Below are 15341 nucleotides of genomic sequence, written 5' to 3'. Positions count from 1 at the left end.
CGGCCGAAAGGCCCAAGTAAGGCCCAAAGTCGCGTCCATTTAGTCTTCGTTGACCATGCCACTGGGCCAACGGGCTCGTGATCCCCGCTCGGGTTGCGACCACATGACCCAGAGGTTAGAATTTTAATCAATGGCTTCAGGGCATAAGCGCTGGGGCATGATCTGAAAAGCCCGTCACGACGGGTCTGGTTCGCCGGTCAGATCATGCTCCAAACGATTGGGGTCGCGCTTTCTGCCCGGCACGGTGTGGGGTCCATCTTGATTTCTCGTTCGCTTGCTCGGGCGCTCTTGGCTTCGGTTGCGCTGATGACGGCCGGCGTTCTGCTGACCGGGTGCGACACCGACCAGGTCTCGCTCGCGACCAACGCCAAGGCCAACCAGCCGGTGCCGCCAAAGCTGCTCGCCGCGATGACCGAGAAGGACATGGATCTGCAATCGCCGATCCTGGTCCGCCTGTTCAAGCAGGAGGCCGAGCTCGAAGTCTGGAAGCAGACCCGAAGCGGCCAGTTCGCGCTGCTCAAGACCTATCCGATCTGCCGCTGGTCGGGCGATCTCGGCCCCAAGGTGCGCGAAGGCGACCGCCAGGCGCCGGAAGGATTCTACTCGATCAATCCGAGCCAGATGAATCCGCAATCGGCCTATTACCTGTCCTTCAATACCGGTTACCCCAACGCGTTCGACAAGGCGCTCGGGCGCACCGGCTCGCAGCTGATGGTGCATGGCGATTGTTCTTCGCGCGGCTGTTACGCCATGACCGACGAGCAGATCGCCGAGATCTATTCGCTAGGGCGCGAATCCTTTTTCGGCGGCCAGAAGGCGTTCCAGCTCCAGGCCTATCCGTTCAAGATGACCCCGGTGAACATGGCCAAGCACCGGAACAATCCGAACATGCCGTTCTGGAAGATGATCAAGGAAGGCTATGATCATTTCGAGGTGACGCGGCAGGAGCCGAAGGTCGATTTCTGCGAGAAGAAGTACGTGTTCGATGCAGCCAAGCCGGCGGACGCCAAGCGCGACCCGGTGTTCGACGCCTCGGCAAAATGCCCGGCCTATGTCATCCCCGAGGACATCGCCGCCGCCGTGCGGGGGAAGCAAGCCAAGGACGAGGCGGAATACGCTAGGCTGGTCGCCAAGGGCACGCCGGTGGCGCGCATGAACACCGGCATCGACGGCGGCATGAACAAGGTCTTCGCCGCGAAGATTCCGGAAGGCTCCACGGGCCTGTCCGAGAGCGCCGAAGGCACCACGCTGCAGATGTTGGCGATGGCCAAGGCGCCGGGCACCATCCCCGGCCATGTCAATCCGCCCAAGCCGAATCTCGATGCGGCGGCATCCGCGCCTGCGCCGCAGGAAGAGCCGGTCACAGCTACCAGCGCGCCCGCGACCAGCACCCGCGTCGCCGCGGCCCAGCCTGCCGAGAAGACCCAAGAGAAATCCGGAGGCTTCTTCTCCAACCTCGGCCGCAAGATGGGCCTTGGCTCCGCCGACACCACGGCGACCACCCCGCCGCCGCAAGCCACCGCCTCCGTGGCCCCGGCCGCCACGACGCCGACGCCGCCCACCGCAGCGTCGCGGCTCAAGGCCGCCGTGACCCGGTTCGTGCCGGGGCACGACAAGTCCAAGGACGTTGCGAAGGACGCGCCGAAGCCGGCCGCGACCGTGGCCGCCAAGCCGGCAGAGCCCGCAAACACCCGCCTCGCCCAGACACGCCCGGCGCTGAAGCCGTCGGTGAGCGAAGGTGCAGGTGAGAGCGGTCAGATCGCCGGCGCCGCGCCGGTGGTGTCGTCGAACTCGTTCGACAGCCGCTTCGGAGCGATGAAGTAGGGACGATGCCGCGCCTTCCGGCATAAGCCAAGCACGACGTCGGGTTGGTTCCCTCCATAAATCCGGAACGCCTCTGGATGTGCCGGATTGCGTCGCCCGGTCACGCGGCTATAGTTGCGGCGTTTGCTCCTACGCGCTGCGCATGAGTGGATTTGGGCATCTCGATCACCTGATAGACCGCATTTACGAGGCCGGGCTGATACCGTCATTGTGGCCCGAGGTCCTCAATGAAATCGGTCACGCCATCGGCGGCAATGGCGGACTGCTTTTCGCGGTACGGGACGGCTATGTCAGCGGGATCAATTCCGTCAATCACGACCAGACCATGCATCTTTTCTTGGAAGAGGGATGGAGCGAGCGCGATCCGCTGCTGCCGCGTGCCGCCGCCCTCAACTACGCCGGCTTCCTCAACGATGGAGACCTTGTATCGGAAGAGGAGATCGCGACCAATGACGTGTACTGCAATTTCTACCGCAGGCACGGAATCGGCTACAGAGCCGGGACCATCATTTCAATACCGAGCGGCGATTCCATTGCGATCGTCATGCCGCGACACCAAAACAATGGACCGGTGCCGCGCGAGATCGTCTCGTTCCTCGATGGCCTGAGGCCGCATCTGGCTCGGGCGTCTCTGACTGCAAACCGGCTTGGCTTCGAGCGCGCACGCGCGCAAGCCGATGCATTGCAGGCCATCGGGCTGCCCGGAGCGATCTTGCGCGAACGGGGCAAATTACTCGCGGCGAACGGGCTGTTCGAAGCGCTGATGCCGTCGCTATTCCAAGACCGCGCAGAGCGGCTGACCCTGACCGATGTCAACGCGGACGGATTGTTCTCGGCGGCGCTGGGGAGCTCGTTCGTCGGCAACAGCCGGGGCGTCAAGTCCCTCGCCATCGCAGCGGCCATGGACCGCGTACCAATGGTCGTGCATGTCGTCCCGGTGCGCGGATCGGCGTGCGATATCTTCACGCAAGCCACCTTCATGCTCATCGTGACACCCGTCGATCGCGGCGCGGTCCCGAGCGCGGAAGTCCTGCAAGGGCTGTTCGACCTGACGCCGGCAGAGGCCCAGGTCGCACGTGGCGTTGCACAGGCCGGATCGGTTGATGCCCTCGCGGCAAGAATCGGCGTGACGCGAGAGACGGTGCGCACGCAGCTCAAAGCCGTGCTGTCGAAGACCGGCCTTTCCCGTCAGCAGGAGCTCGTCAGCTTACTCGCTGGCAAGGCGTTGCGCGGCGGCTAGAGTGCCATCCACCCGCAGAGACATCCCTCATCGCCCTTACGCCCGACGGCCCAGACCGGGACTTTGCCTCGGCACATGCCCCTTTCACCCAAATGGGTGAAGACAGGTATCGGACCTCCGCGTTCAAGTTTGTCGGGTTGGATCCAAGGTGAGAAGCGGCGACAATGGCTAGACCGGAGTTTCCCACATTCGAAATGACTTTGGTGCAGCGCAAGCGAAAAAGATGGGCCTGGAGCGTTTGCACCATCGGAGGAGCAGTCGTGGTGCAGGGGCGGGAATCAAGTCGACACGCCGCAAAATACCAGGCCGAGCGCGCACTTTTCATGCTGCTTCTGACGGCGCCCTATCGGTCGCGACTTCCCGCATAGCGAGGCTCTCAACGAGGTTGCGCTTGGCCCTGGTTCGAGCCGGAGCCACAGGTCGAGATTGTCGCCCTTCGTGGGTGAGTCACGGTGATCAACCGAGAGGCTGCGGCGTACTGCATGCCCTGCTTTCGCGGAGCATGAAAGCTGTGGTCGCTGTGGGTTCGGCGCGCCTCACGCGCATTCGCTACGGCGCCAGATAGCGCATCAGCTCCGGATTGCCCCGCACCTCACCCGCCTCACCCTCAAGCGCGACGCGGCCGCGATCGAGCACGTAGGCGTAATCGGCGACGCGCAGCGCGAGGTCGAGATGCTGCTCCACGATGATGACGGCGATGGTCTTCGCGAGCTCGATCAGGCGCTCGGTGATCTCCTCGATGACGCCGATCCAGACCCCTTCGGTGGGCTCGTCCAGCAGCAGCAGCTTTGGATCCCCCAGCATGGCGCGGCCGATCGCGAGCATCTTGCGCTCGCCGCCGGAAAGGGTCCCGGCAGGCTGGTCGAGACGCTGGCCGAGCTTGGGGAAGATGGTCAGCACGCGATCGACCGCGGAGGAATCCTTGTTCGCGAGCGAGCCGACGGCGAGATTGTCCCGCACCGACAGGCGCGCGAACACCGAATGCTCCTGCGGGACGTAGCCGATACCGGCGCGCACGCGCTGCTCGGTGGCGCGGCGGCTGATGTCGCGGCCGTCGAAGGCGACCTCGCCCTTCCAGGCCGGCAGCTCGCCGACGATGGTCTTCATCAGCGTGGTCTTGCCGGCGCCGTTGCGGCCGAGCACGGCGACGCCGCCGCGCCAGGGGATGCCGAGGCTGACGCCGAACAGCACCTGGCTGCGGCCATAGCCAGCATCGAGATGCTTGATGTCCAAAAATTCAGGCACGGCGCAGATAAATCTCCTGGACGGCTTTGTTGGCCTGGATCTCGGACACCGTGCCTGATGCCAGCACCCTGCCCTGGTCGAGCACGGTGAGGCGATCGCAGATGTCGCGGATGAAATCGAGGTCGTGCTCGACGATGACGAGCGAACAATGCTGCTTGATCGGCTCGAGCAGTTCGCCGGTGACGCGGCGCTCCTCGAGGCTCATGCCGCCGGTCGGCTCGTCCAGCAGCAGGAGTTTTGGCTTGCCCGCCAGCGCCATCGCGATCTCCAGCCATTGCTGCTGGCCATGCGACAGCGCGGCGGCCGCATCGAAGGCGCGGTTCGCCAGACGAAACTGCGTCAGCATGGTCATGACCTGGTCGTGCAGCAGCCTGCGCGTGCGCGAGCATACGAGATCGAACAGCGAAGACTGCGCCTGCAGCGCAAGCAGGATGTTGTCGTACAGGGTCAGCGACGGCAGCACGGACGTGATCTGGAATTTCAGGCTCATGCCGGCGCGGGCGCGCTCGGTCGGCGTGAGGGCGGTGATGTCGGTGTTGACGAAGCTCACCTTGCCCTGCGTCGGCACTTCGGCCCCGGCGATGCACTTCATCAGCGTGCTCTTGCCGGAGCCGTTCGGTCCTATCAGCCCGTGAAACTCGTTTTCGCCGACGCTGAGCGCCGCGCCGTCGAGCGCGGTGAGCTTGCCAAAGACCTTGCTGATGCCGGCGGCTTCAAGGAGCGGCATTGCGCTTCTCCTTGGGTTTGGCACCGAAGCTGCCGACGCGTTCACGCTCGCCGAGGACAAAACTGATCAAGCCGAGCGGCCGGAACAGGATCACGAGCAGCAGCAACAAGCCGAGAATGATTGGCCAGATATCGCGGTAATTGTCCGACAGCCAGAAGCTGACGCCTTCGACAATGACGGCGCCGATGACGGCGCCGATCAGCGTGCCGGAGCCGCCGAACAGCACGTAGAGCACCACCTGGGTCGACACCACGACGCCGACCATATTGGGCCAGACGAAGCCTTCATGGAAGGCATAGAGGCTGCCGGCGAGCCCGGCGATGGCGCCGCCGATGGTGAAGATGATGGCTTTGAGATGCTGCGCCTTGTAGCCGAAGAAGGCGATGCGTTGTTCGTTCTCGCGCAGGCCTGCCAGCGCAAGGCCGAACTGCGAACGCACCAGGAAGCGGCAGAGCAGGTAGACCACGACGAGGATGCCGAGCACGAGATAATAGAAGGCCGGCCCTTCCGAGAGTTCGTATGAACCAAGCGACAATGGCGCGATCGAGGGGATGCCGTTCTGACCGCCAAGATAGTACCAGCCGCGCGCCAGGCGGTCGGCCGCGTAGGAGCCCGTCAGCGTGCCCAGTGACACGAAGATCACGCTGGAGGGATGCCGCCCCAGCAACAGAAAGCCGCCGAGCAGCAGTGCGAAGGTCAGGCCGATCAGCGTGCCCGCCGGCAGCACCAGAAACATGTTGGTGATATCGAGGTCGCGCGCGAGCAGCGCGACGCCATAGCCGGCCGATCCGAAGAACAGGGCCTGACCGAAGCTCATGATCCCGGCATAACCCCAGACGAGGTCGAACGACAGCGCGAACAGCGCGAGGATGATCACGCGCGTCGCGAACACGGTGAGGTAGTCCTGGAGCACCAGCGGCGCGAGCAGTGCCGCGACGAGCACGACGCCTTCGACGATCGGCAGGACTTTTCGTCCTGCCTCGATTTGTTCCCTGGCCCGTCCCGCTGCCACGCGTTCAGCCATCGCGTCGTCCGCTTCGTCGCCGGCGATGGCTTCTCTTACCACGCTCATCGGCTTCCCATTCCGCCTCAGCATTCCTTGGGATCGACAAGCCCGTCGCTGCGGGCGACGATCTCATAATTTCCGCCCTTGGCCACCGCGGTATACATCTTCATCTTGCAGTGCCGCTTGCCCGGCACCATTTCGGCAGGTCCGCCGGGACCTTCGGCGATCTTGGCGTGGTCGAGCGCGGCGGCAACGGACTCGCGGTCGACCTTGCCCGCTTCCTTGACCGCCGCTTCCCACAGCTTCAGGCCGCGATAGGTGCCGGTGGCGGCGCTGCCGGCGGCGAACAGGAAGTTGCCCGGGAAGTCCTTCTCGTAGGCCGCCTGGATTTTTGCGTCGAAGGGGCTTTCCTTGGTCAGCACCTTGAAATAGTCGAGGCAGCTTGCGAGCCCCTCGATCTCGGCGGCCTGATTGATGTTGAGCGTGTTCTCATCATAGTAGACGCAGGCCAGGCGCCCGCCGTTCTTGAGGAATCCGGCTTCATAGAGCTGCTTGAAGAACGGCCCGACGCCAGGCGGAATGACGGTGTTGAAGACGACGTCGACCTTGTTGGAGATGATGCGGTTGACGGTCGCGGAGAAATCGACCTGGTCGAGCGGATAGTATTCCTCGAACACGATCTCGCCGCCGTTCGCCTCGATCACCTTGCGGGCATAGACGTTGAGCGTGTGCGGCCAGACATAATTGGCGCTCGGCAGCGCGAACTTCTTGCCGCCGTTCTTGATCAGCCAGGGGATGAACTCGTCGCATTGCTGCGCCGGCGTCGGTCCGGTGCAGAACAGATAGGGCGTGCACTCCTTGCCTTCATAGAGCTGCGGATAGATGTAGAGCGTCTTGCCGCGTGCCACGATCGGATCCTTGATCGCGTTGCGCATCGAGGAGGTGATGCCGCCCAAGACCATGTCGACCTTGTCGCGCTGGATCAGCTTGCGGACATTGCCGACGGCGACGGATTCGTTGGAAGCGGTGTCCTCGATATAGAGCTCGAGCGGCCGGCCGAGCAGGCCGCCGGCGGCGTTGATCTCCTTGATCACCATCTTGGCGACGTTGGCATCGGCATTGCCGGCATAGGCGATCGGACCGGTGAGGTCGGTGGCGATGCCGACCTTGATCGGGGCTTCGGCCGCATTGGCCCAGGGAGCCGGAATCACCCAGCTGCCGACGCTGGTTGCGACCGCACCGGAGGCAAAGGCAAGATTGGAGAGAAAGCGGCGCCGTGAGAGCTGAGTGCGATCGAACATGTGACTAAACCCCTTTTCCTGCGATGAGGCCCTGCGGACGGAATTTGATGAAGACAATGGCGAGCACGAAGACCAGCACGTCGGCGACGACGGGCGCCATCACCCACGGCAGCGCCGCGCTGAGCGTGCCGATGACGCCGGCGCCTGCGACCGGTCCGATGAAGGAGCCGACGCCGCCGACCATGACCGCGACAAAACCCTGGATCAGAAAGCGCAGGCCGAGATCGGCAAACAGGCTGAACACCGGCACGATCAGCGCACCGGCAAGGCCGGCAAGCGCGGCGCCGAACGCAAACGTAGCGCCGTAGATCAGCGGCGTGGAGATGCCCGACGCGCGTGCCAGCGACGGATTCTCCAGCGTGGCCCGCACGCGCAGGCCAAAACTCGTGCGCGACAGCAGCAGATAGCAACCGCCCATCACCAGGAGCGTGATCACGATGATGGTGAAACGCCAGGCCGAGATGTGCATGGCGCCGATGTCGAGCGAGCCGCCGATCGGCTCCGGCACGGTGAGGTAGAAGCCGCCGATCAGCCCGCGCACGGATTCCCGGATGATGAGGCCGAGCGCATAGGTGCCGAGCATGGCGACGATGGGCGCGGCATAGAACCGGCGGATGATCAGCGCCTCCAGCACGAAGCCGAGCGCGCCGACCGCGAAGGGCGCCGCAGCCATGCCCGCCCAGATCGGCAGCCCCTTGGCGTAGGCAAGATAGGTGATGTAAGCCCCGAGCAGGACGAACTCGCCTTGCGCGAAGTTGAAGATGCCCATCATGCTGGCGATGATCCCGAGCCCCAGCACGATCAGGACGATGATCGCGCCAAAGCTCAGGATCTCGAACGCCGCGACGAACGCGTTAGCCATGCGTTGCGTTTCCGTTCGCCTGCATCGAAGCCTCGCTCACATTTTCTTCCAGTCGCCGATCTGCTCGAAGGCATGGGCGGCGCGGTAGATCGTGGATTCCTCGAACATGCGGCCGACCAGCATCAGGCCGACGGGCAGGCCGTCGACCATGCCGCAGGGCAGCGACATCGCGGGATGATGGGTGATGTCGAACGGCGCGGTGTTGGAGATCATCTCGAGCGCGCGGGCTACGTATTCCTCGCGGCTGGCATTGGGCTCCGGCAGCTTGGTCGCCTTCATCGGTGTGGTCGGCATCAACAGCAGATCGTAATCGCTGAACGCCTTGTCATAGGCCGCGGTCAGCCGGCGGGAGATGTTGAGCGCCTTGCCGTAGAAGCGTGGCCCGAAATTGTTGTTGATGTAGGTGCCGAGCATCATGAACAACTTCGTGGTCTCGGACAGCGAGTCGGCCTGCCGGCGCCAGCCGCGGTGAAAATCCATCAGGGAGGTCGAATAGAGATCGCCGCGGCTGAGGCCGTAACCGTCGCCGAACATCATGGTCTGGGTCAGGCCTTCGGTGCCGATCGGGGTCCAGATCGCGCCGCCCAGGAGGTGCATCGGAATCGATACCGTCTCGACACTGGCTCCAAGATCCTTGAAGCGTTTTGCCGCCTCGCGCACACTTTCATTGACCGCCGCCTCTGCGACCGGCTGCTCAAAGCCTTCCTTGACGATACCGATCTTCATGCCCTTGACGCCCTGGCCGAGCGCCTTGGTGTATTCCTCGACCTTCGGCGCCTTGATGCGCGGATCATAGCCGTCGTCGCCGGCGAGCACTTCGAGCAGCAGCGCGTTGTCGGCGACCGTCGCAGTCATCGGTCCGGTATGATCGACGTAGATCTCGATCGGCATGATCCCGGTATAGGGCACGAGGCCCCAGGTCGGCTTCATGCCGTAGATGCCGCAGAACGAGGACGGCATGCGGATCGAGCCGCCCTGATCGCCGCCGATCGCCATGTGGACCTCGCCGAGTGCAACCACGACGCCAGAGCCTGACGACGAGCCGCCAGCCGAGTAGCCCATCTTGTGCGGATTATGCACTGGCCCGTACGAGCCGGTGTGGCTGCCGCCGGACAGGCAGAAGTGCTCGCAATGCACCTTGCCCTTGATTTCGGCGCCGGCATCCAGCATGCGCGTGACGATCGTGGCGTCGAAATCGGGCACATAGCCTTCCAGCGTCGACGACCCGTTGGTCATGGGAACGCCGGCCAGCATGATGTTGTCCTTCAGCGCGACGGTCTTGCCCTTGAGCTTGCCGCTGGCGGCGCCCTTCACGGTCGACTTGCGATACCAGGCATTGCGCGGGTTCTCTTCGGCCGAGGGTCGATATCCCGGCGTGCGCGGGTATTTGACCTCCGGCACCTCGTCCGGCATCGCGGCGACGAGATTGTAGGCTTCGATCGAGCCCTGCATCAGGCCGCGGAACGAGGCGACGTCGTCGTCGGTCAGCGAAAGGCCGCACTGCTTGGCGACGCTGCGAAGTTGGGCTGGCGTGGGAAGGACAACTGTCACGGCGCTCTCCTCAAAGGCTTCTTGATCCCTGGCGTGGACGGAAGCCGCATGGTCCCGCGCCTGCACAGCGCGGGACCAATCGGCATCGCGTCGATATTACAGACAGAAATATTTTCCTTTTCAAGTATTATTTCGAAAATCCGCCAGGACCACTCGACAATCTCGTTTCAGACCGGCTTGATCAGCTTGAAATCGAGACCGTCAGCCTCGGCGAGATACATCTGCATCCGGGCGTGACCGTTGCGAACGGTGACCGGGCCGCGCGCGCCGCCATAAACGATGTTGCGCCCCGCCGCGAGCATCGGAGCCATGGACAACGAACCTGCCTTATTCGCGACGGCTTCGAGGAAACGCAGTCCTTCGTAGCTGGACTGGCCGAGCGAGCCGATCGGCGGAGCGTTTGGTCCGAACATCGTGCGATAACGGATCTGGAAGTCGTCGTTGCTCCGCGAGCCGATGCCCGGGAAATAGCCGGAGGCGCAGAACATGTTCTCGCTGTTGTCGGCGCCGATGCCGAGCAGGACCGTCTCGTCCATCGCGCCGGCCAGCCGCAGCGTCGTCGCGGCAAGCCCGCATTCGCCGAAGGCACGGTTGAAGGTGATGCTGTCGGTGCCGATCAGCGAGATCAGCACGACATCCGGCCTCGCGGCGCGGATGCGCGCCAGATGAGGCTGGTGATTGTCCTCGCCGAGAGGAACGAACTCCTCGCCGACGACAAGGCCGCCGGTTTCCTTGATGTAATTCTTCACGGCGCGATGCGACTGCCAGGGCCAGACATAGTCGCTGCCGATCAGGTACCAGCGCGACGCCTTCTTGACCTCGGCGAGCCAGTGGATCGAGGGCCGGCTCTGCCAGCGCGGCGTCTCACCGATCGCCATCACGCCCGGCGTGCACTCGCCGCCTTCATAGACCGGCGTATAGATGTAGGGGATGCGATGACGCGTAGTGACGTCGCGCAAGCCGACACGGACCGCGCTGGTGTGCAGCCCGACGATGAGATCGACCTCGTCGAACGCGATCGCCTGCTCGGCGCGGTTCAGCACCTCGTCGAGCGGTCCGCCGGCGTCGTAAATGGAAAGCTCGATTTCGCGCTCGAGAATGCCGCCGCGCTTGTTGATCTCGGCAACGGCGAGCTTGGCGCTGTTGGTCGCACAGGGGCCCCAAACTCCAGGCGAGCCGGTGCAGCAGATGAAGCCGCCGATCCGTAGCTTGTTCGCGCGGCGCCGCTTGAAGAAGGCGTGATCCCTGGGCGACAAGACACCATCAGCCGCCGATGACGACAGATTCCTGAACAGCAAGGACGGCGGCAACGCCGGGCCGCCGTGAGCCGGGAAGTTTACCGTCGCGCGCACGCCAACTCCTGTCTGGGACCAGACTTGAAAGCACATTGAGCAGGCGGCCGCGGCTTCCGCCCTTTTGTTGGGCAATGATCCTATTTTGAAAATATTGAATATTCAACAATTGAAGTGCATATAGATGCGGCATTGATTGCAAGACATTCACTCATTTGGGTCAAGACGAAGTCTTAGCCGTGGCAAAATCCTCGAAAGAAAACTCCCCGATCACCGATCATCTCGCCTATCTGCTCGCGCAAGCCAACCGGGAGATCAACCGGCAGCTCGAACTACGGTTGAGCAAAGAGGGCGTGCCGGTCGAGCAATGGCGCATCCTGAAAGTGCTGTCGGATGGCAACGGGCATTCGATGGGCGAACTCGCCGATGCCGTGCTGCTCAACCATCCGACATTGACCAAGATGATCGACCGCATGGTCTCGGACACGTTGGTCTACCGCGTGCAGGATCCGAACGACCGCCGCAAGGTGCTGATGTTCATCTCCGACCGCGGCAAGGTGCTGAGCAAGAAGCTCAACTCGCTTGCGGTGGACCAGGAGGAGCACATCCTGGAGAGCTACGGCGACAAATCGACGAGTGAGCTCAAGCGGCTGCTGGAGAGCTTGATCGACAGCTCGAATTGAGGGCTGATTAAGTTCGGCTTCTCAAAGCACGTCGTCCTTGACAAGCGAAGTTCTTGGCAACGCGCAGCGTTGTCCGGGGCGGAGCGCTGATCCAGGGCCCATTACCACCGCATTTACTTGGCGACGACTGGCGGTTGCCTGCGTCGCGCCGCGACTTCCCCTGGGTAATTGGCTTCGCCAGGACGACGGTGGGGTGAGAGCTGGGCGCGTCACGCTCAACTGTCATCGCCCGCCTTGTGCGCACTTGCGCACTGCAACAGGCGATCCAGTATTCCGGAGACGGTCGCGATTGAGCCGAGAAGCCGTGGCGTAATGGATCGCCCGGTCAGTCGGGCGACGACACTCGAGAATGAGGCGCCGGTGTTGCGCCCCACTAATACATTCAAGCCTTACGCGTACCTGCCGCGGCAGTGCTTGTATTGCCATTGCAGATAATGATTTCAGCAACTTACGACCCCGGAAATTAGCCCTGTCAATTTTTTGTCGAGAACCCTGTCTCGTCTCCTGTGCATCGTAGGCTCCCGGTGCGCCCTAACTCGCTCAGAGCGTCTGATGCGTTTTGCTTTGCCCGAGTGTCTGGACCGCGCAGCTAGCCCGAACGCATCGTCGGGGCTCGTCTTGGGCTGCCGGGGTAGCTCTAGCGTTTTGGGCTGCTGTTAGCGACCGAAGTTTCCCCGGGATTGATGCGTTGCGGAAGCAGCTTGTGGGTGGCTGCAAACTGAACGATGCTGCCGTTTTACCGGTGAGCTTTCAACGTGAATTACACCAGGGAGGATTGCAATGAAGATGGTGCTGCTCGGCATTGCTTTGGCTTTCATCGTGGCCCCAGCCGCTGGTGCGCAGGACTCTCCCTTTCGTAAAGAGCTGAAGCGAGGTGACCTCACTGGCACGAACATGGAGATCATCACGAGCATTAGCGAGCTGAAGCCCGGGGATGTCTCGATGCGCCACATTCATCATGGCGACGAGTCATATTACTTCCTCGAAGGGGGTACGATCGAACTGCCCGATGGAAGGCAGATGCCGATCCCGACTGGCACTGTTGGCTTGAACGTACGAGACACGCCGCACGGTGCTTACAAGGTCGTCGGTGACAAGACGATCAAGCTCTTGACGGTGCACATCGTCGACAAGGGCAAGCCGCTCTACGATGCACCGCCGAAGTAGCGATGATGGGGTTGCGATAGCTGAGAAGTGCTTCGCCAAGCAGCAGAGTCGCTTGGAATGCCATTAGATGTAATGGCTGATTGGTGGCACTCTATTTGGAACGGGTCAGGTTGGTATTGTACGCGGACAACCAATCGATTGTCGTTGGCCTCTAGACGATTGGAGGAAATAGAAATGCGTATTCGGTTGGTAGTTTGTGCGGCCGCATTGCTAGCGATGAGCACGGCAGATGCATCGGCGTTCTCGATGAACTTTCGATGGTGCGGATTGAGTTCGCCAGTGTTCTCGTTGAGCGGCGTGCCGAAGGGGACGACGACGCTGCAATTCCACATGGTTGATCTTCAGGTACCGAGCTACAATCACGGTGGCGGAACGGTGCCGTACAAAGGGCAATCAACGGTAGCTTGTGGAGCTCTGAAGAACTACTCGCCACCAAGCCCGCCGAGCGGCAGCCATTCTTATCAGATCACCGTCACCGCTTTCGGCCCGGGTAATTCAAATTTGGGATCAGCGACCTTTACGAGGGAATTCCCAGAGAAGTGACCCTGCAAAGCTTGGCCGGTTTTTGCTGATCGGGGTTGACGAGCTTCGCTAAGCGGCTGGCGTCGCTTGAAATGTCAATAGAAGAATGACGTGGCTGGCTTGACGGACTCCAGGGATGCAGACTGGCATGGCAAGACTGTTCGTCTGCAGCGCCCCAGGCTACTTCATATTGGCTGGCCGGCGCCACTATTCCTGACGCCTAACTTGCTTGCAGACGCACCGCACCAGTGAAGCCAAGATCGCTGGTGCGGCGCTAAGGATTGAAACGCAATCTACTGCCGGTCGTAAACGGCTACGTTACTAATTGGCTGACCATTGGCACCGACGCCCTCGATAGTAACAGTAAAGGTTTTGCCGTCAGCTGATATCTCGTTCGAGCCGGTTTGAATGGGCTTATCAGCTTTGGATCGGACCCACTTCACGTGGTGATCATCGACTGGGGTGTAGGTCGTCGCATCAAACAAGGGATTGCCTGTCGTGGGGTGAGGCTTCCCATCATAGATGTGCATGAAGACTATTTTTGTGACCTGACCCTGTGCGTCGACCGTTTCGGCAGTATTCTGGAGATCTTGCCCTGCCCGTTGGAAATTGAGGGTTTGGCTCTTCGGTGGTGGGCCAGGACTAAATTTTGATTTTTCGAGGTTGAGCTTCCAGGTGCCTAGCAGAAGATTGCTCTGCGTGAGCCCCATCTGAGATCCTGCTGCGACGAATGCCGCTGACAGCAGCCCCATAGCGAGTATGGTTCGTCGATTCATGTTCTTCCTCCTCAAGGGATCATTGATTACCTCTGGCTCTTGAAGTCTGCGGTGTGAAAGTCGGCGGTAGCAGTAGAACGGCTACCACCAGCATCAATTCTAATCTGAAACGTGTAGCTTTGACCACTTTTCAAGTTTCTCCGGGTAAAATTGGGAGTCACATCGATGGTGCGTATGATCGTACTTGCCTTAGGCATGGCGGTGATCTCGGGTGTGGCTGCTGGACAGGAGCCGCAGGTCAGTGGCGACCAGTACGCCGAACTCCAAAAGAACTTTGCCGAGGCTTATAATCGCAAAGACGTCGATGCCATGGCGGGCGCCTTCACTGAGGATGCCATCAGAGTAACGCCGAGCGGGATGTTCGTGGGCCGAGAAGCCATTCGTCGGAATCTGCAGGATGTCGTCAATCTGGACCTGCACGATTACTCGGTAGAGCGGAACGTAACCCGGTCTGTTGGGAATTTTGTCTTCAATGCTGGCGAATGGCGAGCCAAGCTCGCGGACCAACCGCTGCGGGGCTACTACACCGCCATCATCGTCCGAGACGGCGATCAAGCCAAGATCATGGAAGAGACCGTGACCATAGCTGCGCCAGGGCAGTGATGGCCGAAATGCCAATAGAGAAATGGCTGGCTTGATGGGCTCCAGGGATGCAGACCTGCATGGCAAGACTTGTTCGTCTGCAGTACCGCACTGGACTAAATAGAAGCGACTATCCCTACAGCAGATCTCGGGTGCTAAACCTGTCGAGCTTGCACTAAGCGAGCGGAGTTCAGTGAGGGCATCACCTCAAAAACGAGATTGGATGGGTCACAAGCTGCCGACGCCCCAACATCGGTGGCATGATGAGGGCAACGCTGCACTGCGACCCTCGAGCTGCACAGCTTCGGCCAAATGGGGCTGTGCCTGCTAGCGCTGACGAACAGGACGTAAAAGGAAGACCGCTCAGCCACCCCGTACCAAAGTGTGTCTGCATTTGGCGTGTGACGGGGCTATATGCAAGCTTGCACGATCATGCTTTGGCCGTCGTCGGCTGAAGTGTGATTGACTTGATGGTAGGTTGGCCTAACACCCGAAACTTCAACCACGGCACACGAGCGTAGCGAGTATCGCCGCAGGCGATTGTTGGCGGTTAGACTTGGTGA

The 15341-nt window shown here is 61.6% G+C and carries 14 protein-coding genes; 6 read left to right on the top strand and 8 right to left on the bottom strand.

Features of this window, described 5'->3' with window-relative positions; translation table 11 throughout:
- Positions 1-306: 306 nt before the first annotated feature.
- Both IVB12_RS09075 and IVB12_RS09070 read left to right on the top strand, forming a co-directional pair.
- Complete coding sequence (locus IVB12_RS09075; protein ID WP_247297843.1) at positions 307-1824, top strand: murein L,D-transpeptidase family protein; 1518 nt, start codon at positions 307-309, stop codon at positions 1822-1824.
- 79 nt (positions 1825-1903) lie between these two features.
- Positions 1904-3064 (top strand): LuxR family transcriptional regulator, encoded by a 1161-nt coding sequence (locus tag IVB12_RS09070; RefSeq protein WP_247297841.1) that lies wholly within the window; start codon positions 1904-1906, stop codon positions 3062-3064.
- A gap of 549 nt (positions 3065-3613) precedes the next feature.
- Here the strand turns inward: IVB12_RS09070 and IVB12_RS09065 are convergent.
- The 7 genes from IVB12_RS09065 to IVB12_RS09035 all read right to left on the bottom strand — a co-directional run bounded on the left by IVB12_RS09065 (position 3614) and on the right by IVB12_RS09035 (position 11108).
- Positions 3614-4309 (bottom strand): ABC transporter ATP-binding protein, encoded by a 696-nt coding sequence (locus IVB12_RS09065; protein WP_247297838.1) that lies wholly within the window; start codon positions 4307-4309, stop codon positions 3614-3616.
- Positions 4302-5036 carry an ABC transporter ATP-binding protein gene (locus tag IVB12_RS09060; RefSeq protein WP_247297836.1) on the bottom strand — a complete coding sequence of 245 codons (735 nt, stop codon included), beginning with the start codon at positions 5034-5036 and terminating at the stop codon, positions 4302-4304. Before IVB12_RS09060 ends, IVB12_RS09065 begins: the two co-directional genes overlap by 8 nt.
- On the bottom strand, positions 5023-6108 hold the full coding sequence (locus IVB12_RS09055) for a branched-chain amino acid ABC transporter permease (RefSeq protein ID WP_247297834.1): 1086 nt from the start codon (positions 6106-6108) through the stop codon (positions 5023-5025). Before IVB12_RS09055 ends, IVB12_RS09060 begins: the two co-directional genes overlap by 14 nt.
- Before the next feature lie 17 nt (positions 6109-6125).
- The gene (locus IVB12_RS09050) at positions 6126-7343 is read right to left on the bottom strand and encodes a substrate-binding protein (RefSeq protein ID WP_247297832.1); all 1218 of its coding nucleotides are present in this window, start codon (positions 7341-7343) and stop codon (positions 6126-6128) included.
- A gap of 4 nt (positions 7344-7347) precedes the next feature.
- Complete coding sequence (locus IVB12_RS09045) at positions 7348-8205, bottom strand: branched-chain amino acid ABC transporter permease (protein WP_247297830.1); 858 nt, start codon at positions 8203-8205, stop codon at positions 7348-7350.
- A 36-nt stretch (positions 8206-8241) separates the two neighbouring features.
- The gene (locus tag IVB12_RS09040; protein ID WP_247297828.1) at positions 8242-9756 is read right to left on the bottom strand and encodes an amidase; all 1515 of its coding nucleotides are present in this window, start codon (positions 9754-9756) and stop codon (positions 8242-8244) included.
- 167 nt (positions 9757-9923) lie between these two features.
- Positions 9924-11108, bottom strand: a complete 1185-nt coding sequence (locus tag IVB12_RS09035; protein ID WP_247297826.1) for a substrate-binding domain-containing protein — start codon at positions 11106-11108, stop codon at positions 9924-9926.
- A 179-nt stretch (positions 11109-11287) separates the two neighbouring features.
- Here IVB12_RS09035 and IVB12_RS09030 point away from each other — a divergent pair, with 179 nt between their 5' ends.
- From IVB12_RS09030 to IVB12_RS09020, 3 genes are all read left to right on the top strand, one after another.
- Complete coding sequence (locus tag IVB12_RS09030; protein WP_247276280.1) at positions 11288-11731, top strand: MarR family transcriptional regulator; 444 nt, start codon at positions 11288-11290, stop codon at positions 11729-11731.
- A gap of 780 nt (positions 11732-12511) precedes the next feature.
- Positions 12512-12898 carry a cupin domain-containing protein gene (locus IVB12_RS09025; protein WP_247297824.1) on the top strand — a complete coding sequence of 129 codons (387 nt, stop codon included), beginning with the start codon at positions 12512-12514 and terminating at the stop codon, positions 12896-12898.
- A gap of 174 nt (positions 12899-13072) precedes the next feature.
- Positions 13073-13441 (top strand): phospholipid-binding protein, encoded by a 369-nt coding sequence (locus IVB12_RS09020; protein ID WP_247297822.1) that lies wholly within the window; start codon positions 13073-13075, stop codon positions 13439-13441.
- Between the two features lie 272 nt (positions 13442-13713).
- Here IVB12_RS09020 and IVB12_RS09015 read toward each other — a convergent pair whose 3' ends face one another.
- Complete coding sequence (locus tag IVB12_RS09015) at positions 13714-14196, bottom strand: hypothetical protein (protein ID WP_247297820.1); 483 nt, start codon at positions 14194-14196, stop codon at positions 13714-13716.
- 165 nt (positions 14197-14361) lie between these two features.
- Here IVB12_RS09015 and IVB12_RS09010 point away from each other — a divergent pair, with 165 nt between their 5' ends.
- Positions 14362-14799, top strand: coding sequence for a DUF4440 domain-containing protein (locus IVB12_RS09010; protein ID WP_247297818.1), 438 nt, complete (start codon positions 14362-14364; stop codon positions 14797-14799).
- The last annotated feature ends 542 nt before the right edge of the window (positions 14800-15341 follow it).

It is taken from the genome of Bradyrhizobium sp. 179 (assembly GCF_023073535.1).
GTDB lineage: Bacteria > Pseudomonadota > Alphaproteobacteria > Rhizobiales > Xanthobacteraceae > Bradyrhizobium.
Note: the sequence above shows the minus strand (reverse complement) of the source record. Positions and strands in the feature narration are given on the sequence as shown.

What these genes read in the sequence shown, in the direction of transcription:
- IVB12_RS09060 (WP_247297836.1), bottom strand. Translation starts at nt 5,036, where the DNA reads ATGCCGCTCCTTGAAGCCGCCGGCATCAGCAAGGTCTTTGGCAAGCTC.
- IVB12_RS09045 (WP_247297830.1), bottom strand. Translation starts at nt 8,205, where the DNA reads ATGGCTAACGCGTTCGTCGCGGCGTTCGAGATCCTGAGCTTTGGCGCG.
- IVB12_RS09015 (WP_247297820.1), bottom strand. Translation starts at nt 14,196, where the DNA reads ATGAATCGACGAACCATACTCGCTATGGGGCTGCTGTCAGCGGCATTC.
- IVB12_RS09075 (WP_247297843.1), top strand. Translation starts at nt 307, where the DNA reads ATGACGGCCGGCGTTCTGCTGACCGGGTGCGACACCGACCAGGTCTCG.
- IVB12_RS09010 (WP_247297818.1), top strand. Translation starts at nt 14,362, where the DNA reads ATGGTGCGTATGATCGTACTTGCCTTAGGCATGGCGGTGATCTCGGGT.
- IVB12_RS09020 (WP_247297822.1), top strand. Translation starts at nt 13,073, where the DNA reads ATGCGTATTCGGTTGGTAGTTTGTGCGGCCGCATTGCTAGCGATGAGC.
- IVB12_RS09055 (WP_247297834.1), bottom strand. Translation starts at nt 6,108, where the DNA reads ATGAGCGTGGTAAGAGAAGCCATCGCCGGCGACGAAGCGGACGACGCG.
- IVB12_RS09025 (WP_247297824.1), top strand. Translation starts at nt 12,512, where the DNA reads ATGAAGATGGTGCTGCTCGGCATTGCTTTGGCTTTCATCGTGGCCCCA.
- IVB12_RS09050 (WP_247297832.1), bottom strand. Translation starts at nt 7,343, where the DNA reads ATGTTCGATCGCACTCAGCTCTCACGGCGCCGCTTTCTCTCCAATCTT.